Below are 22,881 nucleotides of genomic sequence, written 5' to 3'. Positions count from 1 at the left end.
GCAAGCTGGGTCAGCGCCTCACGGCAGTCCTCGCCGTTCTCCATCATCTCGATGACCGCATTGAGCTGCCCTCGGGCTCGCTTCAAGCGAGTCAGGGCCTCGCCGGTCATCTCGGGACGCAACTTCATCTCATCTACCTCCGCATCCCACGGTAACACATACCCCCCCGGGTATGCCCCGGGTGATGATCTCCGCCATAGCCCAGAACCGTCGCCAAGGTGGTCGCGCCCGGCCGCCAACTCGTCCGCGATGTGCCCGGTTGCCTCCTGCCCGTCTCCGCCCCCCACCTGGCGCGGCATGCCGGGCGCCCCAGCCACCAGGCAGACGCGCCTGCCGCTCCTCAGTGAGTCGCGTTTGGTGAACGCCGCAGCGACCCGCAATGTCGGGCGGGCGGCGACTACGAGTTCGTAGTGACCGCGGCGCAGGCTCCTGCAGGAAGGCATGGCCGGCGATCACCACTTGAGCGGTCCGATCAGTCCCAAGTCCGCGCATTGGTCGCAGCGGGCGCTTGAGTTGACCGTGATCGGCCTCAATCGGGTTGTTTGCATTACGCTCGACGTGGCGCTACGCCAAAGGCACCAGGCTCGTCGAGCACGCCGGGATAGACCGGCGCGGCATCCGTGACTACCTCAGTCGGTTTCACCTTGAGCATCCGCAGCGCCCGCGTGAAGGATCGGCGAGCGGCCGCGGAGTGCCTCCCTGCAGTCTTGCAGTATGGATCTTGGACGGCCCACTGCAAATACTCGGGCTTGTCACCCACGCCGCGGGCCGCGTCGATCGCGCTGGACACATCGAGGTTCCGCCACTCGCCGGCCTCCACGTCGGGATTAACGCCGCCGCCGAACTCTGTCAGATACGGGACTGGCTGGTCGTTCGGCCGCAACACGGCACAAGGATGTTGACGACTACACGGTGCACCGGAGGCGTCAATGACCGGAAGCCTCACACAGTTCGAACCCCCCGCCGCCGGGACGAGCGGCCCCACCGTAGTGCCCCCTACGGTTCCCAAGGGCGGCGGGGCGATCCGCGCCGTGGGCGAGACGTTCGCCGCGAACCAGGCGACGGGCACTGCGACGCTGCGCTTTCCGCTCCCCCTCTCGCCGGGCCGGGCGGGGTTCGGCCCGCAGTTGTCGCTCTCGTACGACAGCGGCTCCGGCAACGGACCGTTCGGCCTCGGCTGGAGCCTCGCGCTGCCCGTGATCAGGCGGCGGACGGACCGCCAGGTCCCCCGGTACGACGACGCGAACGAGTCGGACACGTTCGTTGTCTCCGGTTCGGACGATCTCGTGCCTTTTCTGGAGCGTGACGCGGCGGGCGGGTGGCGGCACGTGCCGGTGCTTCGGGACGGGTTCCTGGTCCATCGCTACCGGCCGCGGATCGAGGGCTTGTTCGCCCGGATCGAGCGGTGGGTCCGGCAGTCCGATGGCGACACGTGCTGGCGCACGATCAGCCGTGACAACGTGACGTCCTGGTATGGCCGCACCCCGCAGAGCAGGATCGTCGATCCCGTTGATCCCACGCGGGTATTCAGCTGGCTCATCTGCTCCAGCTATGACGACAAGGGCAATGCCACAAGATACGAGTACGAGCCGGAGAGCGCGAACCGCTATCTCAAGCGGGTTCGCTACGGCAACCGGATCCCCAACCGCGACGCCGGCGGCACCGCCATCGACCCGGAGATCATCGGAGACTGGATGTTCGACGTCGTGTTCGACTACGACGACGGCCACTACGTTCAGGCCCCGGCGGTGGATGGCGAGGAGTTCGCCAGCGTCACGGCGGCCCGGTCCCTGGGCGCGCATTGGCCGGACCGGGCGGATCCGTTCTCCAGTTACCGTGCCGGGTTCGAGGTGCGCACCGCCCGCCTCTGCCGGCGCGTATTGATGTTCCACCACTTCCCCGGGGAACTGGGTCGCGCGGGCTACCTGACCCGCGCGATGCGATTCGAGTACGAGCCGGATCCCGCCGCGACCTACCTCACCGCGGTCGTCGAGTCCGGCTTCGCGCTACGCGCCACGGCACTGCTCCCGGACCGTTATCTGGTGCGCTCGTACCCGCCGGTGGATCTCGATTACAGCAGGGTGCCGGACGCGGCGGAGCTGGCCCGGCTGCCGGTGGAGACCGTCGGCGGCACCGACCTCGACGCCGCGGATTCGCCCGCGCAGTGGGTGGATCTCGACGGCGAGGGCGTGTCCGGCATTCTCACCGAGCACGAGGGCGCCTGGTATTACCGCCGCAACGCCGGCAGCCCGCCGTTCGCGCGGTTCGATCCCGGCCGGCCGGTGACATCCCGGCCGGCGCTCGCCGGCCGGCCCGGCGTCGCCACCCTGATCGATCTGACCGGCGAGGGCCGGGTGGCCCTCGCCGCCCTCGAGCCCGGCACCGGCGGGTTCCACGAGCGCACGGACGCCGGGGACTGGTCGACTTTTCAGCCTTTCGCGTCGTTCCCCAACCTCGACCTCAAGGATCCGAACCTGCGGATGCTCGACCTCGACGGCGACGGCATCGCGGAGATCGTCGTCACCGGCGATGACGCCATCACCTGGTATCCGTCACTCGGGAAGGAGGGTTTCGGGCCGGCTGTGTGTCAGTCCGGCGGGCCTCAGCTGGTGTTCAGCGACAGCGCGACGAGGTTCTTCGTGGCCGACCTGAGCGGTGACGGCCTGACCGACCTCGTTCAGATCACCAACGGATCTGTCTGGTACTGGCCGAATCTGGGGTACGGGCGGTTCGGCGCCAAGATCGTGATGGACAACGCGCCGGTGTTCGCCACGGCGGACCTCTTCGACCCGGCACGGATCCATCTCGCCGACGTCGACGGGTCCGGGACCACCGACGTCGTCTACCTCGGCGGCGACGGGGCGACGCTCTACCGCAACCTGTCCGGCAACAGCTGGAGCGACGGCGTGACGCTGCCGCAGTGCCCGATCACCGAGCGACCCGAGGACGTACGGATCGTCGATCTGCTCGGCGCGGGCACCGCCTGCCTCGTCTGGTGGAGCTGCAGTCCCGACGACACGGGCCGGTCGATGCGCTACGTCGACCTCATGGGCGGCCGTAAACCCCACCTGCTGATCGGCCGGCGCAACAACCTCGGGGCCGAAATCCGGCTCAGCTACGTGTCGTCGACCACGTTCTTCCAATCGGACCGGCTGGCCGGCAAGCCGTGGGTGACCCGTCTGCCGTTCCCGGTCCACGTGCTCGAACGGGTGGAGACGGTCGACCACCTGACCGGCAACAGGTTCCTGACCCGCTACGCCTATCACCACGGAAACTTCGACACCGCCGAACGCGAGTTTCACGGCTTCGGCCTGGTGGAGCAATGGGACACCCAGCTTTTCGCGGAGCTGGTCACCGCGACCAACGTCGATGCCGCGTCGCACGTCCCGCCGACTTTCACCAGGACGTGGTTCCACACCGGGGGCGCTGCGGGAGGGGATCGAGTTTCGCTGGACGACACCGTCCTGCCGGGCGGGCTGACGATCGAGGAGGAGCGGGAGGCCCGCCGGGCGTTGAAGGGGGTCATGCTGCACCGCGAGGTCTACGGCCTCGACGCGCATCCGTGCGTCGTGACCGAGCAGAACTTCGCCGTCCACATGCTGCAGCCACGGGTGCACCAGCGGCATGCCGTGTTCTTCGCGCATCCGCGGGAGACGCTCGAGTCGCAATACGACCGGAGCCCGGAGGATCCCCGCGCCAAGCATGCGATCGTGCTCCGGGTCGACACCGCCTCCGGCAACGTGCGGCAGGAGCTTCGCATCGCGTACGGGCGACGCGAGGTCGTGCGGCGGGTCGACGCGGCGGGCGCGGTCACGATGGTGCCCAACCAGGGGTTGGCGGCCCTCCGGCAGGGCGACCGTGAGGTCCAGACACGGCCCATCGTTGTCCTGATCGACAACGCATACACCAACGCGATCGACGACCCGGCCGAGTATCCCGACGACTACCGCGTCCCCTTGCCGGCGGCCGTCCGCACCAGCGAGCTGACCGGGTTCCGGCCGGTGGCCGGCGCCGAGCGGTTCGGTTTCGAGGATTGGGCCGCGGACGACTTCGCGATGATCGCCGACGCGACCGAGATCGCATACAACTCGGCACCCGACCACACCACCCGGCAGCGGCGGCTGGTCGAGGCGGTGCGAACCGTCTATCGCGCGGACGACCTGACCGCCTTTCTCCCCTTCGCGACGGCGGAGCCGCAGGCGATCCTCGCCGAGGTCTACCGGCTCGCGCTCACCCCGGGGATGGTCGACTCGGCCTTCGTCCGTGAGCGGCCGGGCGCGCCGGACGAGGCACTGTTGCCGGCTCCGGCCGCCGTCCTCGAGGGCCAGGGCGGGTACGTGTTCATGGCCGACGCGTGGTGGATTCCCAGCGGCAGCGCGTACTTCGACCCCACGGCGACGACGGCGGCGCAGGAGCTGGCGACCGCCCGGGACCATTTCTATCTGCCGCGCAAGGTCGTCGACCCGTTCGGCAACGCCACCGTGGTGACGTATGACCCGTCCGACCTGCTGGTCGCCCGATCCGAGGACGCCCTGGGCAACGTGGTCGTCGCGGAGCATGACTATCGGGTCCTGCTCCCCCGCCAGGTCACCGACCCGAACGGCAACCGCACCGCCGTGGCGTTCGACGCGCTGGGCCTCGTGGTGGCCTCCGCGCTGATGGGCAAGGCCGGAGAACAACGCGGCGACCTGCTGGGTCAGATCGACCCGCATCCCACACCGGCCGCCCGCCGCGCGCTGCTCGCCGACCCGTCGGCTGAGGCCGCGGCGCTTCTCGGCACGGCCACGACGCGCATCGTCTACGACCTCGACCTGTTCCGCCGCAGCGGCCAGCCGGCCCTGGCCCTGACGATGGCCCGGGAAACCCACACCACCGACCCCGGAGGGGCCGCCACCGCGATCCAGATCAAGGTCGACTTCACCGACGGATTCGGGCGGCCGATCCAGGCGAAGCGTCTCGCCGAGACCGGGGAGGCGCCGAAACGGCAGCCATCGACGACGCTGCCGAGCGGAGACGTCGTGCCCGGCCTGCTCGTCCGCGACGCGCAGGGGCACCCGGTGCAGGCGGTCGCCGCGCCTCGATGGGTCGGCACGGGTCGCACGGTGTTCAACAACAAGGGCCTTCCGGTACGCCGATACGAGCCGTTCTTCAGCGTGACCCACCTGTACGAGCCGGAGCCGGACCTGACCGACACCGGGGTGAGCCCGTTCCTCTTCTACGACCCGGTCGACCGGGTCGTCGCGATCCTGCATCCCGACCACACCTACGAGAAGGTCGTGCACTCGCCGTGGAAGCAGACGGCCTTCGACCGCAACGACACGGTCGCGCCGCGGGATCTCGAGACCGGCGATCCGCGGACCGATCCTGACGTCGGCGCGCACGTCCGAGGGTATTTCGACGGCCAGGGCGCCGGGTGGTCGACCTGGTTCGCCCGGCGGACCGGCAACGCGTTGGGCCTGGACGAGGCGGACGCCGCTCAGCGGGCGGCGGTCCACGCGAACACCCCGGTCACCACTCATCTCGACCCGCTCGGCCGCCCGTTCGCGACGATCGTCGCCAACCGGTTCGTCGACAACGGCGTCGAAGTGGAGTCGGCGGAGGCCACGCGGGTGGCGTGGGACATCGAGGGCAATCAGCGTACGGTGCACGACGCGCTGGACCGTCTCGCGATGCGGACCGACTACGACATGCTCGGCAGGGTCATCCGGCAGGCGGGCATGGACTCGGGCGAGCGCTGGTCGCTGCCCGACGTCACGGGCGCTCCGCTGCGGGAGTGGGACAGCCGTGGCCACACCAGGCGCGTGGCCTATGACGCGCTGCGCCGTCCGACGGATGTCTTCCTCGTCGAGGGCGCGGGCGAGCGCCTGGTCGAGCGTACGGTCTACGGCGAGGCGCAGGGCGCGGCCGGCAATCACCGGACCCGTGTGTACGAAGTATTCGACGCGGTCGGCCGCGTCACCCATCTCGGGTACGACTTCAAAGGCAACCTCGTGTCCAGCCGCCGCGACCTGTTGCGCACCTACGACGGCACGGTGGACTGGGCGGACGACCCGCCGGTGGACGACGGCAGCTTCACCAGCGCCGGCACGTACGACGCCCTCAACCGCGTGGTCACGGCGAGCACTCCGGACGGCAGCGTCTATCGGCCCGGCTGGAACGAAGCCGGTCTGCTGGACAGCATCGAGGTGACGCTCCGCGCGGCGGGCGGGCCGACCGCGTTCGTCACGGACATCGACTACGACGCCAAGGGCCGACGTGAGCGGATCGAGTACGCCAACGGCGCCGAGACCACCTACACGTACGACCCCGCGACGTCCCGGCTGATCGGGCTGCGGACGACGCGCCCGGCCGCCGCCGACACGACCGCCGCTCAGCTCTTCGCGAACCCGGCGGTGGTGCAGGATCTCGCCTACACCTACGACCCGGTCGGCAACACCACCAGGATCCGCGACGCCGCTCAGAAGGCGGTCCTGCACGATGGACAGCTGGTGGAGGCGGCTGCGACCTTCACTTGCGACGCCCTGTACCGCTTGGTGGAAGCCACCGGACGCGAGCATGTCGGGCAGACCGCCTTCGACACCAACCCGACCGCGGACCGCCGGGACCGCCCGTTCGTGGGAGTTCGCTCCGATCCCAACGACAACCAAGCATTGCGCAACTACACCGAACGGTACCGGTACGACCTCGCCGGCAACCTCGAGCGGATGCAGCACATCGCCACCGGCGGCGGCTGGACCCGCACGTACGTCTGCGACGAAGCGAGCCGGTTGGAGCCCGGTCGCACCGGCAACCGCTTGAGCCACACGGCGATCGGCAGCCAGGTGCTTCCGGACGAGACCTACTCCTACGCCGACCTGAACGGCCGCGACTCGCACGGCTGCATCACCGCGGTGAACGGCGCCGAGCTGCGCTGGGACTTCCGGGACCGGCTGCACCGCGCGGACCTCGGCGGCGGCGGAGTCGCCTGGTACGCCTACGATGCCGGCGGCCGGCGCATGCGTAAGGTGATCGAGTCCCAGGGCGGCACGCGCCGCAAGGAGCGCATCTACCTCGGCGTGTTCGAGGTGTACCGGGAGTACGACGCCGCCGGCACCACCGTCCAGCTCCAACGCGAGTCGCTGCGGGTGTTGGACGATCAGGCGCAGGTGGCGATCGTCGAGACGCTCACCGTCGACCAGGGCGCCGACACCGCCGACCCGGTGCCGCTCCAGCGTTATCAGCTCGCCAACCACCTCCGCACCGCGTCGGTCGAGCTCGACGACGCGGGCGCGCTGATCAGCCTGGAGGAGTTCACGCCGTTCGGGGCGAGCTCTTTCCAGGCGGGCCGCGGCGTCGCGGAGGTAAGCCTCAAGCGTTACCGATACATCGGCCGGGAACGCGACGACGAGACCGGTTTCGACTACGCGGGCGCGCGGTTCTACGCCTCGTGGCTCGGCCGCTGGTGCTCGCCCGACCCTCTGCTGCTGGTGGACGGCCCGAACCTCTACCGCTACTGCAGGGACAACCCGGTGCGTTACCGGGATCCCGAGGGAACCGATCCCAAGGACGCCGGGCAGCCGGACGCCGAGCCGGATCCGCGGACGTTCACGACGTTCGACGAGTTTCGCCAGGCCGTGCCCAAGCAGACCGACGAGATGGCACGCAAGCTCTGGGACGAGGCGCACAAGAAGAAATATCTGATTCTGTACGACAAGGGCAACGACGAGTTCAAGCGCCAGGCGACGCAGGCGGCCACCGACCACGGCGTGAAGGCGCAGTCGGTCGCATCCGGCAAGCTCAGTGACGTCATCGCCAAGGAGAAGCCCGACGTCGTCATGACGTTCGGGCACGGCATCTCGAGCGAGATGTCGTTCGGCGACGGTGAGTGGATCGGAGCTCCGACGCTCAAGCGTGAGCTCAAGGAAGCGAAGCAGAGTCAGCAGATCACCTTCGTGGTTCAGGCCTGCTCCTGCGGGAAGAAGAACGGCCTGGCGGACACGCTGCACGCGGACCCCGATCTGTCGAACTACACCTTCGTCTCACACATCGACGTCGGCCACGTGACTCGCAACAGCGACGTTCGCATCGCGGGCGGCAGCACCTTGCCGGAGTTCCTGCGCGCGAAGGTCGAGTACCAGTACAGCCTCGACAAGAAGGCCGCCGCCAAGGTCGTCACCGAGCTCCTGAGGGTGGCGAAGGACTCCGAGACGCTGCCCACCGACAAGGTCAACCTGGTGATCCGGGAGTCGGCCGTGCTCGGCTTCGACACCCTGTGGGAGCTCATCAGCGGCTCCGCCGACGTCACGACCCATGACGCGGTGAAGGCGCTGAACCTCAGTGCCGACGCACTGGCCCGGTTCGCCGCGGGCATCGACGAGTTCCGTACCCGTTTGTCCACCGCGGCGGCGAAGCACGTCAAGCCGCCGCCGCTGAAGCATCACGTCACCGAGATCAGGTAAACGCATCGGGCATCATCGAAAGTGGGAGTCGCCATGCCGCCCATCCGCATCACCTCCAGCACGCCGGACCGGCACGAGTTGGCGACCCTCCATGCGGGGCTCGGCCGGCTCCGCATCACCGTCGACCCCGACGAACAAGCGGCCGGGAATTTGGGCGACTCGACGCGCGCGGCCATCCGCGAGTTTCAACGGGCCGCCGGGCTGCCGGCATCCGGCGAGCTGACCAGCGAGACGCTGGATCGGCTCAACCGGGATCTCAGCCACCGGTACTTCACCGACAGCAAGACGCGGGCCGCGAAGATCCAGGATCTGCTCGCTCGCAGCGGGCACCAGATCGATCCCGCCGAGACGAAAAGCCGCCGCTTCGGCGACAGCACCCGTGCCGCGTACGCCGATTACCTTCGCGGCGCCGGCCTGGCCACCGACACGACCCTGAGCCCGGAGCTCGTCGATCGTCTGGAAGGCGACGCCCTCAAGGCCCGGCTGAGCACCAGGACCCAGGTGGGGCAGATCCACCGCACGCTGCTGTCGGCCATCCGGATCGGCAAACTGGAGCTGCGGATCGACCCCGTCGAGTTGCGGGAGAAGCGGCTCGGCGAAACCAGCAAGGCGGCGATCGTCGCCTTCCAGCGCAAATACCGCCTGCGGCCGACCGGGGAGCTCGACCCGCTGACCCTTCGCCGGATGGAGACGGTCGCCACGAGCCGCCCCAAGCCGGTCGCGAAGCTGACGGTCGAGGTGGCCGACGATCTGACCCCGGTGACCCGCAACCTGCGGCTCAACATGACCAACAAGCACGTCGGCAAGCTCCAGAAGTCGCTCGCCTTCCTGGGTCTGCCGATCGACGAGAAGGAGTTCAAGACCGCCACGTTCGGCGCCTCCACCCGTACGGCGGTGATCGCCTTCCAGAAGAGCAACCAGATCCCGGTCACCGGACACGTCGAAGGCGAGACACTCCGCCGGCTGAACGCCAAGATCGCCGGCGCCAACCCGCAGGCGGTCTCCGAGGCGTTGCCGGCCCGGATCCGCGGCTCCGTGCGCGACGAGCTCTGGCGGGGCCGCGCCGGCCTGCGGGTCCAGCTGTGGGAGAAGCTGATCCGGGGCACCGGGGCCCTGCTCGGAGAGCGTCCGACGACCAGCTCCGGCTTCTACGACATCCCCTACACGCCGCCGCTCGACCCCGCGACGAAGCAGTGGAAGCTGCCGTACCACGTACTGGTGAAGGTGGTCGACCGCGCCAACGCGGTGCTGGACCAGAAGGTCTTGTTCAACCCGACCACCATCGCCTGGGTCAACTTCGTGGAGGGTGGCCAGCCGTACCGTGGCACCTCGGAGTTCGAGCAGCGCCTGACCGCAGTGACGGCCGCGGCCCACCCGGTCGGCTTGCTCAACCTCGAGGAGACCGACTCCGTTCAGGACATCACGCACGTCTCCGTCAACACCGGCCTCGGCGTCAACGACGTGATGCGCATGGTCGTCGCGGCCCGGGTCGCGGCCGAGATCGACACCCCGCCGGTCGATACGGCAGCCGTCTACGCCTTCATCCGGCAGAACCTGCCGCCGTCGCTTCCCAGCGACCTGCTGCAGAGCACCCAGCAGTGGACGCTCGTGGACCAGGTCGTCGAACGCGTCGCGAACGGGCTGGTCTTCCTCGACCCCGCCCTGCAGCTGGAGGCGTTCGACAACGCGGTGCGCGAAAACTACATCCCGATCAGCATCGGAACCGGCCGGGACGGCATCCTGGCCGCGCTTGCCGCCGCCCGCGAAACGTACGTGCTGGAAAAGCCGATCCTCATCGGTGACGGCAACCTCAAGACGCTGCTCGACGCGTCCTCGATCGACCCCGCGCGCTACCCGGCCGTGGCGGACGCCTTCCTCACCCACAAGACCCTCGGCGCCGACTTCTTCGCCGACGCCCGGAGCCGGCCGGCCGACTTCGGTGGCCTGCCCGCGATCGACGACCTCGAGACGACCGTCAGCCTCGGCGAGGTCACTAAGAACTTCAGCACGATGGCCGGCCGGCTGAAGGCGATCATCGACGACCCCGCCGACAACCGTGCGAACTCGCCGCGCGACTTCGCCAAGCTCGGCCACGCCGAGTGGGTGCAGCTCATCACGGACGGCGGCGGAGCCGTGCCGCCCGGCACCGACGGCACGAACGCCGCCGAGAAGGTCGCCAACTACGCCGCCACACTGGCCGCTCAGACCGAACGCCTCTATCCCACGGTCGCGTTCGTCGCCGAGGCCGGCCGAGGGGTCAACACGCAGCTGACCCACCTCGCCGAAGTCCAGCAGTTCGTCGACGCCGAGCCGGACTTCGACCTGCGTACCAGTCGGATCGACGCCTACGCCGCGACCCACCATGTCGCCGTCGATGACGCGGTGAGCGGCGAGCTGAAGGTGCTCCAGCGGGTGCGGCGCATCGCCCCGGACGCGAGCCTCGGCCGGGTCCTGCTGGACCAGGGCATCCACAGCGCTCTCCAGGTGCTGAACATGGGCAAGGAACGGATCGTCACGACCCTGGCCCCCGCGGGCATCGACGAGCGGACGGCGCTGACCGTTTACGGCGTAGCCGAGTTCCAGTACGGCCAGGCCGTCAATCGCCTCGTCGCGTACCGCACCGAGCTCAACCGCACCACGCCGAAGGCCATCGTCGCCCACACCTACACGGCGGCGGAGCTCGAGGAGTTCTCGGGCGGCGTGCCCAACCTGGAGACCCTGTTCGGCTCCATGGATGTCTGCGACTGCCCGGACTGCCTCTCCGTCCTCGGTCCACCGGCATATCTCGCCGACATGTTGCGGTTCCTGGAGGAGCAGCCTTCCCAGATCGCCGGCGAGACGGTCCGCAAACAGCTCTTCAAGCGACGGCCCGACCTGGGAAACCTGAGGCTCAACTGCGACAACACCACGGTCGCGCTCCCGTACATCGACCTGGTCAACGAGGTGCTGGAGGCGTTGGTGCCGCCGGGCGACCCGGCCATCGGGCACCAGACCACCCGCACGCAAGAAGAATTGCGCGCGTTCCCCGAGAACGAGGACAAGGCCGTCTACGACAAGCTGGCGGGAGCCGACTTCCCGATGCACAGCGCCTTCAACCTCTGGCAGGAAGAGGCGCGCGTCTTTCTCGACCACCTGGGTCTCCCCCGCCACGAGCTGATGAGGCGGTTCCAGGCCGCCGCCGGCCCCAAGCCGACCGACGTGAGCATCGCCGGCGAGAGCCTCGGGATCTCCACGCGCGAGACCGATCTCATCACCACGGCCCGGGCGACCGACGCGGACCAGAAGCTCTATTGGGGACTGACCGCCATCCCGGCCACGATCCCGGTCGCCGACTTCCTGGAACGCGCCAAGATCACGTACCCGGAACTGCTGCGCTTGTGTGACGTGGAGTTCGTGAACCCGGCCGGCGGCGGACACTCTGTGATCGAACGGCCCGCGAGCACCTACAGCCTCCGGGAGCAGCGGCTGACCAACCTCACCACGGCGAAGCTGGACAAGCTGCACCGGTTCCTGCGGCTGTGGCGGCACACGCCCTGGCAGATGTCGGAGCTCGACCTGCTGATCCGGGCCGCGAAGATCGGCAACAAGAACCTCGACGGCGACACCCTCGTGCGCCTGTCGCGCGTCCGCGAACTTCAGTCACGGCTGCGCATCAACGCCGAGACCGTGCTCGCGATGTACGGCGAACTGCCGACCCGAGACCGCAAAGTGCCCGAGGAACAGCAGAAGGTGATCCGGTCCGCGTACAGCCGGCTCTTCCGAAATCCGACGATCACCAACCCGGTCGACGCCGCGTTCGACCTGCCGATCGCCGCCGGCCCGCTGCTCGCCGACCATCGCCCGGCCCTGGTCGCCGCGCTCGGCGTCAGCGACGTCGACCTCACTCCCCTGCTGGGGCGCACCGACGGAGCGCTCACCGTCGCGAACCTCTCGACCCTGGTCGGGTACGCCGCCCTGGCGTCCGGGCTCGGCATGCGCGCGCCGGACCTGGTCACCATGCTCAAGCTGGTCGGCATCGACGATCCCTTCGCGACGGTGGCCGGAGCCCTCGACGCGATCTCGGAAGCTGAAGCGATTGCCGCCGGTGGCGTCTCCGTCGAGGCGTTGGACCACCTGCTCAACGCGCGGCCGGAGTCGGCCTACGGCCTGCGCGACGAGGTCATCGCCGAGCAGATCGCAGCGGTACGCGAAAGCCTGCGCAGCAACCCGGCCGCCGATCCGCGAGGCCAGGTGATCGCGGGAGTCGCCGCCGCCCTCGCACTCACCGACGGGCAGGCGGCTGTGCTGCTGGACGGCCTCGTCGACGACGCCGGCCCGATCATCGGCCGGTTCCTCGATCCGGACCTGACCGTCTCCGCGCCTCTCCTGCGCAGCTATCGCCGGCTGCACAAGGCTGGCATTCTGCTCACCCTGCACGGCATGAGCGACCCGGCCGAGATCACCTGGTTCCTGTCCAACGGCGCGGCCGTCGGTGCTCTCAGCCCGGCCGACCTGCCCGTCGACACCGCACCCGCGACATCGCTGTACGAGCGCTGGCTCGCCCTGCACCGCTTGCTCCGGTTCCGGGACGAACACGCCGCCCCGGAGGGAACCTCGCTGACCGCCGTCCTCGACCTGGCCCGCAACCAGGCTTCGGCCGGTTCCGCCGTGCTGGACGAGCTCTGCGCCCTGACCGGCTGGGACCGCGAGGACCTGGCGGACCTGCACACCGGGCTCGGCTTCACGCACGGCCTCACGTCCTCGTACCGCTCCGTCGAGACGTACCGGCGGCTCGCGGAATGCTTCCAAGCCCTCCGCCGCGTCGGCGTGCCGGCCACCCAACTGCTGGCCTGGGCCGATCGCGACACCGCGAACGCGCAGTTCACCACCGCCCGACAGGTCTGTCAGGCCACGAAGGCCCACTACACCACCAGGGCCTGGCTCACCGTGGTCACGCCACTCGTCGACGGCCTGCGGGAGAAGAAGCGCGACGCGCTCACCGCGTGGTTGGTCGAGAACTCGCTGCGCACCGCCGCTCCGGCGATCACCGTCGACGGCAGGCAGTGGCCCAACCCGATGCGCTGGAAGGATGCCGACGACCTGCTCGCCTGGGTGCTGATTGACGTGCAGATGAGCTCGTGCCAGCTCACGTCGCGGACGAAGCAGGCGATCGGCTCGACCCAGATGTTCGTCCAGCGCTGCTTCCTCAATCTGGAGCAGGCGTTCGTCCAGGTTTCCCGGGCCGCCCTCGCCGACACCGTCTCGCTCGACAGCTGGAAGCAGTGGCGGTGGATGAAGAACTACCGGGTCTGGGAGGCCAACCGGAAGGTCTTCCTCTACCCGGAGAACTGGATCGAGCCGGAGCTTCGCGATGACAAGTCACCGTTCTTCACCGAGCTGGAGAACGAACTGTTGCAGGCGGACATCACCGACGCCGCGGCCGAAGCGGCGCTGCGGCACTATCTGGAGAAGGTCCACGAGGTGGCCCGGCTAGAGGTCACCGGCGTCTACTACGAGGTCGACGACGACAATCCCTACGACAACCTGCCGCCGAACATCAACCGGCTGCACGTGCTCGGGCGGACCAAGGCCGACCCAGCCGTCTATTTTTACCGCCAATACGACCTCAACTACGGCACCTGGTCACCCTGGGAGCGCATCGATGTCGAGATCGGCGGCGACCACGCCATTCCGGTGGTCTACAACCGCGATCTGTACGTCTTCTGGCTGGTGTTCACGGAGAAGCCGCAGAAGCCGCGCAAGCAGCCGGCCGCCAAGCCCAGTGACACACCGCAGAACACTCCCGACCCGTCCACCCAGCTCGAACTCCAGCTCGCCTGGACCACGCACAAGGACGACGGCTGGACGGCCAAGAAACTGTCCCGCGAGAGGCTTCTTCACCCGTGGCAGCGGCCGCTGCACTCCTACAATCTCCGGCCGCGCTACCGCTCGCAGGAGAACATGCTCTGGCTGGACATCTTCATCTCCACGTCGGTCGAGTTCAACGGCACACGGTTCACCGACGCCTACACCGGCCAGAAGCAGCGCCTCACGGCCACCGTCTACGACGAAGCCGGTCGCCCCTGGCACTCGTCGTCCTTCCTCTTCAACGGAAACGTGGCCGGCACGCGCATGAAGGGCCTCAGCGGCCAGTACCACCTTAAAGACGCGAACGGCAACGTCTCCGACAACCTCACGGCGACCGATTCGCACACCTGGGTCAGCACCACGTTCGGCGCGCAGGGCGCCGCGATCGGCCGGGCAGCCGGTGGCCGCGAGACCATGCCGCGCACGATCCTCCCGGCCGGGATGCACTTCGAGAACACCCGGCTACGCAACAACACCCGAGTGTCGAACCCGAACGTGCTCAACGTCCTGGAGGGTACGGGCAGCATCGCGCTCCTGCGCGGCGCCCGGGCACCGTTCGATCTCGTCTTCTCCCAGCACGGCCTGCAATTCGACGAGGCAGTCCGGTTCCCTCCGCCGATGATCTATCAGGATCCGCAGCGTTCATTCCTGATCAAGCCGTACTGGCGCACCGTCCTGATGGGATACAACAAGACGCTGCAACGGCTGCAGTACGAGTTCACGCCCTTCTACCACCCGTACTCGGCGATCTTCCTGCGGGAGCTGCAGCGCTCCGGACTCGACGGGCTGCTCAACCGCCGGATTCAGGTCTCGCCGCAGTCGTATCACCCCGGCAACGGCTACCGATTCACCGAATACGCCCCGGCCACACCCTCGCAGGCGCGGCCGGCGGCGGCGAGCGACGTGGTCGACTTCGACCTCGGCGGTGCCTACAGCGTCTACAACTGGGAGATCTTCTTCCACGCTCCGCTGATGGCGGCCGTCAAGCTGACCCAGAACCAGCGATTCGAAGAGGCCATGCGCTGGTTCCACTTCATCTTCGACCCCACCAGCACGGACGGAGTCGATTCGCCCCAGCGTTTCTGGATCACCCGGCCCTTCTACGAGCAGAACGACGAGCAGTACCGGCGGCAGCGGATCGAGGAGCTGCTCAAAGACATCGGCGCCAACCTCGACCAGCTGCGGGCGTGGAAGAACAACCCGTTCAAGCCACACCTGATCGCCCGCTATCGCCCAGTCGCGTATCAGAAGACCGTGGTCATGCGGTACATCGACAACCTCATCGCCTGGGGTGACCAGCTGTTCCGCCGGGACACGATCGAGTCCATCAACGAGGCCACGACCCTGTACCTGCTGGCCTGGGAGATTCTCGGCCCGCGCCCGGTCACCGTTCCCGACGTGACCCGCTCCGACAAGTCGTACAACGAGCTCACCGCCGAGGGCGCGCTCGACCCGTTCGGCAACCAGAAGATCGAGATCCTGATGGAGAACTTCGCCGACTCGCCGGTCCAGGTGATCCGCACCGACGAAGGCGCCGAGACGATGCCCGTACTCGAGATCTCCTATTTCGGCATCCCGCAGAACAACGACCTGCTCGGCTATTGGGATCTGGTCGCCGACCGGCTCTGGAAGATCCGCAACTGCATGAACATCCGCGGCATCGTGCGGCAGCTTTCGCTCTTCGAGCCGCCGATCGACCCGGCCGTGCTCGTCCAGGCCGCGGCGGCCGGTGTCGACCTCGACACCGTGCTGGGCGGCGGCGGAGCGCCGTCCAGCCAATACCGCTCCCGAGTCCTGATCCAGAAGGCACTGGAGTACACACAGGACGTCCACTCCCTCGGCGAGCGCCTGCTCGCGGCCATCGAGAAAGGCGACGCCGAGGCGCTGGACCTGATCAGGGCGTCGAACGAGGTGCGGCTGCTGGATGCCGGCCTCGACATCAAGCGGCTGCAGGTGAAGGAGGCAGAGCAAAACCAGGTGGCGCTCGAGCGCAGCCGGGAGACGGCCGAGGGCCGGATCGAATACTACGGCTCTCGCGACTACATCAACCTCTGGGAGGGCACCGCGCTGACCCTCAGCGGTATCTCCACACTGGCCCAAACTGCCATTGCCCTCGGGTATGCCCTGGCCGGCGGCCTCGCGTTCATCCCCAAGTTCACCATCGGGGCATCCGGCTTCGGCGGCTCACCGGTCGCGGCCGCCGACATCCCCGACGGCATCAAGTTCTCCAAAGCCGCCGAATGCGCCGTCTCCACCATCTCCGCGATCGCCGGCGCCGCCGACAAGTGGGCGAGCATGGCGACCACGATGGGCGGGTACCAGCGCCGCGCCGAGGAGTGGGAGTTCCAGAAGGGCCAGGCAGGTCTCGAGGTCAACCAGTTGCTGGCCCAGATCGAAGCCGCCAAGGTGCGGGTCGCCATCGCCGAGACCGACCTCGCCGGCCAGGAGACGCAGATCGAGCAGGCGCGCGGAATCGAGGACTATCTGCGTACGAAGTACACCAACCGCCAGCTCTACGACTGGATGCTGCGGCAGGTCAGCACGGTGTATTTCCAGGGCTACCAGCTCGCCTTCGACATGGCGAAGCGCGCCGAGCAGGCGATGCGCTATGAGTTCGGCGACGACACGTTCTCTTTCGTCCAATTCGGATACTGGGACGGCTTGAAGAAGGGTCTGCTCGCCGGTGAACGGCTGACCAACGACCTGCGCCGCATGGAAGCGGCATGGCTCGAGCGGAACACCCGTACGTTCGAGATCAGCAAGAACGTCTCGCTCGCGCAGGTCGACCCACTCGCCCTCCTCACCCTGAAGACGACCGGCACCTGCCACGTGAAGCTGCCCGAATGGCTGTACGACCTCGACTATCCCGGCCATCTCCGGCGGCGCATCACGTCCGTCTCGATCAGCGTCCCGTGCGTCGTCGGCCCGTACACCAGCGTCAACTGCACCCTGTCGCTGACCAACAACGGGGTCCGGGTGAAGGACGGCACCGCGGGCGGTTACGGCGACCCACTGGCACCGGCGGACGACCGGTTCGCGACCCACGCGGTGCCGACCACGTCGATCGCCACGAGTCACGCGCAGAACGACAGCGGCATGTTCGAGTTGAGCTTCAACGACGACAGGTTCCTGCCGTTCGAGGGAGCCGGCGCGGTTAGTGAGTGGACGATCGACCTGCCACCCGAGCACAACCAGTTCGACTTCAACACGATCTCGGATGTCATCCTGCACGTGCGGTACAAGGCCGAACCGGGCAGCACCGGCCTCGTCGACGCGGCCCGGACCAACTTGGCCACGGTCGTCCCGAAGTCGGGGATGCGGCTGTTCGTCCTGAACCGAGAGTTCGCCGGCGAATGGCAACGGTTCCTGTCGCCGCAGCCCGGCAAAGACCAGGAACTGGTTGTCATGCTGGAGCGAAAGCACCTGCCGTTCCGAGCCCGCGGTGCGCGCGGCGTCAAGATCACGCGACTCGATCTGATCGTCGACAGCGCTCACCCGGACAACTACGACGTGAGCGTCGACTTCGCCGGGCCCGCCCCTGCCGCTACGCACCTGATGTCCCGGCTGGGAGGACCCACCGAGGCACACCACCTGATCGTCGATCCGGTGGCCCCGCCACAAGACATCCTCGGACCGCTGACCATCAAGATCCGGCGAACCGGCGTGCCGAACTTCCACTCACTACCGGCCGACGACCTGACGGAGGCATACCTGGTCGTCGCCTTCACGACATCATGACGCGGCCGTCGGCGCCGGTGCTGACGACGTTGGTCGACGTCATCGTCAGCCACTGCGACCCGGACGAGATCATCCTGTTCGGTTCGTGGGCCAAGGGCACCACGCACCGGCACAGTGACATCGACATCCTGGTGATCGGCCCATTCACGACCTCGTCCTGGATCCGTGACCGGGAGCTCAACGAGGCGCTGCGCGCCTTTCCGATCACGATCGACCTGCACATGCTCACGCCACGAGAAATGGAGATCGGATCGGCCAAGCCACACACCTATCTCCACACTCTTCTCGAGACCAGCCAGCGCGTCTACTTGCGTGGGGGTGATGGTGGAGCTTAGACTGTCTTCACTCGAAGGTACTTAAAGTTGAAGTATTGCGTGCGGAATAGTCCAAAGCAGGAAAAGCATCATCACAAAAAGACCATCGAGTCATTTGTAAAGGCCCACGGCTGAACAGCACGGGGGCCTTTATCTTTGGCGGGTTTTCTTCCGGCAGAGTCGGCGGCTCGTCAGGCAGAGGCCATGCCGTCCAGGCGGTCGAGCAACACCCCGTCCCCTGACTGCTCCGCGTGTCGATGCAGGTCGTACCACCCGGGAGCGGCAACCTCCAACTGCCTCGCGATATCGGCCAGACGTGCTCCGCCTCGACGCTGTACCTGCCGAGAATGTCATCCGGGCAGGTGATGTTCCCCGACTCCACGAAACCCGGGGAACATCAAACTCTCCACCAAACCCGGGGCTTGACACCACACGGCGGCCCCGGCGACGTGGACACGCTTATCGAGGAGGCCATGGTCCTCGATCCGAACCTGGCCCGTCGGCAGGGTCTACTGCTGGTCGGACACGAAGGACGGCTCAGCGACCTCGCCACCGAACTCACCGGAACGCGGATCAGACCCCTCCGCCACGGCGAAGCCGTGTGCATCCGGGGCGACTGTCTCGCTGACCTGGTGCAGACCGCAACCTGCGCTTCCACCGATACGACCTCGCCCCGCCCACCACGAACATCAACGACCTGCTCAACGAACTTGACCAGGACCCTACGGGCATCTTCTGGGGTTGACAGCTGGCCTAACCGCGCGACCAGCGGCTACTTATCTACTGGTGGTACGACCGCAACCCGGCCAGGCTTGGTCGAGGTGATCGGCAGGGTCGCTCTCTCAGCGGCTGCCCACCGCTGTTTGACTCACAGTTGCGTTGTGGGATCGACGGACGCGTTGAACCTGGGTCGGATCCGAGCTCAGATCGCCGGGGCGAGGCCGGCGAACGGGTTGGCCGGGCCGCACAAAACTCAGCGGGCCGAACCGGGTTTCCGAGCGCTACAAGGTACACGTCGTGGCAGACCCACTCGGATGCCGCCAGCTTCGAGGAGGGCTTGAACCTCCGAGCACGCGGAGGCGATCGTGGTCCAATCGGCGTGATCTGATCAGCGGATCGTGAAACCGCCGTCCACCACCAGGTCGGCACCGTTGATCATGTCGGCGGCGTCGGAGGCGAGGAATACGGCCGTCGCGGCGATCTCCTCCGGGAAGGCGAACCGTCCGGTGGGAATCTCGGCCTTGTGCGCGTCGCCCTTGGGCCCCGCCCAGGCCTTGCGGCCGAGGTCGGTGAGCACCACGGTCGGGCTGATGGTGTTGGCGGTGACGCCCCGGCCGGCCCACTCCGACGCGAGCACCTTGGTGAGGCCGACCAGCCCGAACTTGGACGCGCAGTAGGCGGCGTGCTCCAGCAGCGCGACACTGGCGGCCTGCGAGGCCAGGTTGATCACCTTGCCACGCCCCTGCCCGAGCATGACCCGGCCAACGGCCTGGGAGAGCACGAACGCACCGGTGAGGTTGACGGCGAGCGTCGTGTTCCACGAGGACAGGCTCAGCTCCTCAGCCGGCGCCAGCAGTGCCACGCCGGCGCTGTTCACCAAGATGTCGATTTGATTTGCCCGTACCGCTCCGCGATCTGGGCCACCACGTCCGCGACCGACGCCTCGTCGGTGACGTCGCACTTGAAGGCCGCGCTACTGGCGCCCAGCTTGGCGCCGCGCTCGTCGTCGGACGGAACGGCGAGATCGAGAACGACAACGGACGCGCCCTTGGCGGCGTACGCCTCGGCAATGGCCGCGCCGATGCCGGAGGCGCCGCCGGTGATGACCGCGACCTTGCCATCGAGGCCGAAATTCAGATCAACCCAGGTCACGACGTCACTCCTTCGGCTGTGCTGGGGACTCGTAGTCGTTGATGGCGGCAACCTTGGCGGCGGAGGCCGACTGGGGGTCGAACCGGTAGTCCAGCCATTCCTTGGCAAGGCGGCGCGCGAGCTCCAGGCCGACCACGCGCTCGCCGAAGCACAGGACCTGTGCGTCGTTGCTCAGCACGGAGCGCTCGACCGAGTAGCTGTCGTGCGCGGTCACGGCCCGGATGCCGGAGATCTTGTTGGCGCTGATCGCCACGCCGAGGCCCGTGCCGCAGATGAGTAGGGCCCGGTCGGCCTTGCCCTCGGTGATGAGGTGGGCGGCCGCGACGGCGATGTGCGGGTAGTAGGTGTGCTCGTCGAGGTCGATGCCGACGTCGATCACCTCGCTGACCCGGTCGTCGGCCTTGAGGTCCCGGCTCAGGGCCTCCTTGTACCGGACTCCCGCGTCGTCGCTGCCGACGACGATACGGAGCTTGGTCTCTGCCACTGACTGTCCTTTCATCGTGAGTTGACGCGAGTGTCGGCCAGCACACCGCCGACCACCCGCAGGCACAGGGCCATCGACACGGCGCCGGCGTCGGGCGTACCGACGCTCTTCTCGGCCAGCGGCCGGGCCCGGCCCACCTGGGGGCGCAGTTGCGCCGTGGCCTGTGCGGCCTCCTCCGACGCCTGGGCGGCGCCAGTCCACGCTGCGCTCAGCGGCTCGCCGGCCGCGGCGGACGCGGCCAGGCTGTCGGCGAACGGCAGCAGAGCGTCCAACATCGTCTTGTCGCCGGGTTTCGCGCCGCCGAGGGCGGTCAGGGCGCCGTAGCTCGCGCGGACACCCTCAACGACCGCGGTCGCGTCCGGCTTCGCCGATCCGGCCTCCGAGCGCGGCCAGCGCCGCGCCCCACAGAACGCCGGAGGTGCCGCCGGCCCGGGCCGCCCAGGCCTCGCCGGCGGCGACCAGGACACGACCCGGCCCGTTCCCGGCGGCCTGCGACTTTCGCGCCGCGTCCACGGCGGCGGCCGTTCCACGTACCATCCCTCGGCCGTGGTCGCCGTCGCCGGCGACGGCGTCGATCCGGCCGAGCTCCTCCTCTTTGTCCGCGACTGCGGCCGCCATCGCGGACAGGGCCGCGACGACGATGTCGGCCGCGGCGCGGGTGGCGTCATCGGCGACACCCTGCGCGATGGTGCCCTGCTCGGCCTCGGTCACCGTCCGTCGATCGCGCACGGAATCCGGCGACAAGACACCTTTGCGGTACGCCGGAGTGTCGGCGGGTGCGTGCCAGAGCCGCTCCAACTCCTCCGCTAGCCGTGTCAGATGTTGAAGCGGAACTGAGAGCGGCTGCCCCACCACCAGCGGGAACGGCCCGCGACGCCTGCTCACACGGCGTCTCCGGCTGTCACGGTTCCTCGCTGGTTGACGACGTTTCACGGCGTCTTGTGAGGCGATCGCCCGCCACCTGGACATCAGTGTCCGGACCCTGCGCCGTCGCATCGGTGATCTGCAAGCCCGGCTAGGGGCAGGCGGCCGTTTCCAGGCGGGGGTGCAAGCGGCCCGCCGCGGCTGGACCTGATCGGCTTCGTCAACGGGCCAGGTCAAGTGGGCCGGCAGCCGCGTCGACCTCCAGCCGAATGGGGACCGGCCTGGGTCGTGGGCGCGATCGGCGTGGCGTTGCCCGCGTTGACGCACCTCGCGGCGAAGATTAGCCGCGCTACGCCCGGCACGCCGACGACATCGACTCCGAAGTCCTGGCCGGATTTCTGCAATCTCTGCGTAGAGCGGATCTCGCCCCACCCCGGCTATGGCTGCGGCTGTGCTGGGCGGCCTGGCGCGCCGGAGCCGCGGTCGTCAAGGCCGACGACGGCGAGGAACTGCCGCTGGACCTGTCCACCGGGTCGCGCTCACCAAGGATGCCCTACGGGCACCCGGACCTGCTGCTCGGCCGGGCAGCCGCCGCCGGCCTGATCACGGCCGAGGCCGCTGAGCTGATCAGCGCCACCCGGTTCGGCGACGCGCTGATCGAGCACCTGGCTGCAGAGGAGGGCGTGACCGCGCCAGTCCTGCGGATGCGCCGCCGCCGCGCCGAACGCGTCGTGGCCGCCGCCGTCACGCAGGGCGACCTGTCCGGCCCGATCCCCCCGTCCGGCCGCTGCGAAGCCGCCATGGGGGCCCGACAACACCACCCGCTCGGCAACAGGCCGAGTACATACCGGTAACGCTGCGACAGATCAAGATCCACTTTCGGCGCATTCATTGCATCTACTCGGGCACTGCTCTCGCTACCAAGCCGACCACTCCAGCCGGCGAGACCTGATCCCCGCTCCTCCATGGCAAGCGCGCGGATCGCGGCAGAAGCGGATGCGCCACGCGCCTCTTGTCGGGCGGGGCTAGGTTCGGCTCAGGTCTGTTGGAGAAATTGCATGAGCTGCGCGGTGAGTTCGGCCGGCTGTTCCTCGAAGATCCAGTGGCCAGAGTCCTCGATGACGCCACCAGTTACCGTCGTGGCGTACTGCGCGACCTTGTGGGGTGCCAAATCCCTGTCATGGGGGCGCGTGTTCGCGGGCCCAGGCCAAGAGCCGCAGCCAGCCCAGGTGGGCCTGCCCCGTTTTGACGGACATCCGAGATCAGGGGACCGGGGGTCTCCGGGAGGATGTCCAGCATCATGGAGAGCATGGGAAAGAAGCGG

The 22,881-nt window shown here is 68.2% G+C and carries 11 protein-coding genes and 1 pseudogene; 5 read left to right on the top strand and 7 right to left on the bottom strand.

Features of this window, described 5'->3' with window-relative positions; genetic code table 11:
* The 3 genes from ACWD6N_RS34100 to ACWD6N_RS34090 form a co-directional block, all read right to left on the bottom strand.
* Positions 1-128: metal-sensing transcriptional repressor (locus ACWD6N_RS34100; protein WP_354968568.1), on the bottom strand; the 128-nt coding region annotated here is incomplete at its 3' end.
* A 1-nt stretch (position 129) separates the two neighbouring features.
* Positions 130-501, bottom strand: a complete 372-nt coding sequence (locus ACWD6N_RS34095) for a hypothetical protein (protein WP_450006182.1) — start codon at positions 499-501, stop codon at positions 130-132.
* A 46-nt stretch (positions 502-547) separates the two neighbouring features.
* Complete coding sequence (locus ACWD6N_RS34090) at positions 548-886, bottom strand: hypothetical protein (protein ID WP_354968324.1); 339 nt, start codon at positions 884-886, stop codon at positions 548-550.
* A gap of 145 nt (positions 887-1,031) precedes the next feature.
* Here ACWD6N_RS34090 and ACWD6N_RS34085 point away from each other — a divergent pair, with 145 nt between their 5' ends.
* The 4 genes from ACWD6N_RS34085 to ACWD6N_RS34070 all read left to right on the top strand — a co-directional run bounded on the left by ACWD6N_RS34085 (position 1,032) and on the right by ACWD6N_RS34070 (position 19,082).
* Positions 1,032-8,438, top strand: coding sequence for a SpvB/TcaC N-terminal domain-containing protein (locus ACWD6N_RS34085; protein WP_450006178.1), 7,407 nt, complete (start codon positions 1,032-1,034; stop codon positions 8,436-8,438).
* A 33-nt stretch (positions 8,439-8,471) separates the two neighbouring features.
* Complete coding sequence (locus ACWD6N_RS34080; RefSeq protein WP_450006176.1) at positions 8,472-18,023, top strand: Tc toxin subunit A-related protein; 9,552 nt, start codon at positions 8,472-8,474, stop codon at positions 18,021-18,023.
* The gene (locus tag ACWD6N_RS34075; RefSeq protein ID WP_354968321.1) at positions 18,020-18,358 is read left to right on the top strand and encodes a nucleotidyltransferase domain-containing protein; all 339 of its coding nucleotides are present in this window, start codon (positions 18,020-18,022) and stop codon (positions 18,356-18,358) included. Before ACWD6N_RS34080 ends, ACWD6N_RS34075 begins: the two co-directional genes overlap by 4 nt.
* A gap of 625 nt (positions 18,359-18,983) precedes the next feature.
* On the top strand, positions 18,984-19,082 hold the full coding sequence (locus tag ACWD6N_RS34070) for a DUF3024 domain-containing protein (RefSeq protein ID WP_387330080.1): 99 nt from the start codon (positions 18,984-18,986) through the stop codon (positions 19,080-19,082).
* A gap of 363 nt (positions 19,083-19,445) precedes the next feature.
* Here ACWD6N_RS34070 and ACWD6N_RS34065 read toward each other — a convergent pair whose 3' ends face one another.
* The 4 genes and pseudogenes from ACWD6N_RS34065 to ACWD6N_RS34050 form a co-directional block, all read right to left on the bottom strand.
* The gene (locus ACWD6N_RS34065; protein ID WP_450006180.1) at positions 19,446-19,934 is read right to left on the bottom strand and encodes an SDR family oxidoreductase; all 489 of its coding nucleotides are present in this window, start codon (positions 19,932-19,934) and stop codon (positions 19,446-19,448) included.
* Entirely contained in the window at positions 19,931-20,209 is a 279-nt protein-coding gene (locus ACWD6N_RS34060; protein WP_450006174.1) for an SDR family NAD(P)-dependent oxidoreductase, read from the bottom strand. The genes ACWD6N_RS34065 and ACWD6N_RS34060 overlap by 4 nt, the downstream gene beginning before the upstream one ends.
* A gap of 4 nt (positions 20,210-20,213) precedes the next feature.
* Positions 20,214-20,693, bottom strand: coding sequence for a ribose-5-phosphate isomerase (locus tag ACWD6N_RS34055; protein WP_387330031.1), 480 nt, complete (start codon positions 20,691-20,693; stop codon positions 20,214-20,216).
* 11 nt (positions 20,694-20,704) lie between these two features.
* Positions 20,705-21,230, bottom strand: a pseudogene (locus ACWD6N_RS34050) (DAK2 domain-containing protein).
* A gap of 875 nt (positions 21,231-22,105) precedes the next feature.
* Between ACWD6N_RS34050 and ACWD6N_RS34045 the strand changes: the two are divergent.
* On the top strand, positions 22,106-22,411 hold the full coding sequence (locus tag ACWD6N_RS34045) for a hypothetical protein (RefSeq protein ID WP_387330028.1): 306 nt from the start codon (positions 22,106-22,108) through the stop codon (positions 22,409-22,411).
* Positions 22,412-22,881: the final 470 nt, after the last annotated feature.

The organism is Micromonospora sp. NPDC005163, from assembly GCF_053599835.1.
Note: the sequence above shows the minus strand (reverse complement) of the source record. Positions and strands in the feature narration are given on the sequence as shown.

Coding starts and splice junctions, on each gene's coding strand:
- ACWD6N_RS34045 (WP_387330028.1), top strand. CDS start 22,106: ATGCCCTACGGGCACCCGGACCTGCTGCTCGGCCGGGCAGCCGCCGCC.
- ACWD6N_RS34080 (WP_450006176.1), top strand. CDS start 8,472: ATGCCGCCCATCCGCATCACCTCCAGCACGCCGGACCGGCACGAGTTG.
- ACWD6N_RS34075 (WP_354968321.1), top strand. CDS start 18,020: ATGACGCGGCCGTCGGCGCCGGTGCTGACGACGTTGGTCGACGTCATC.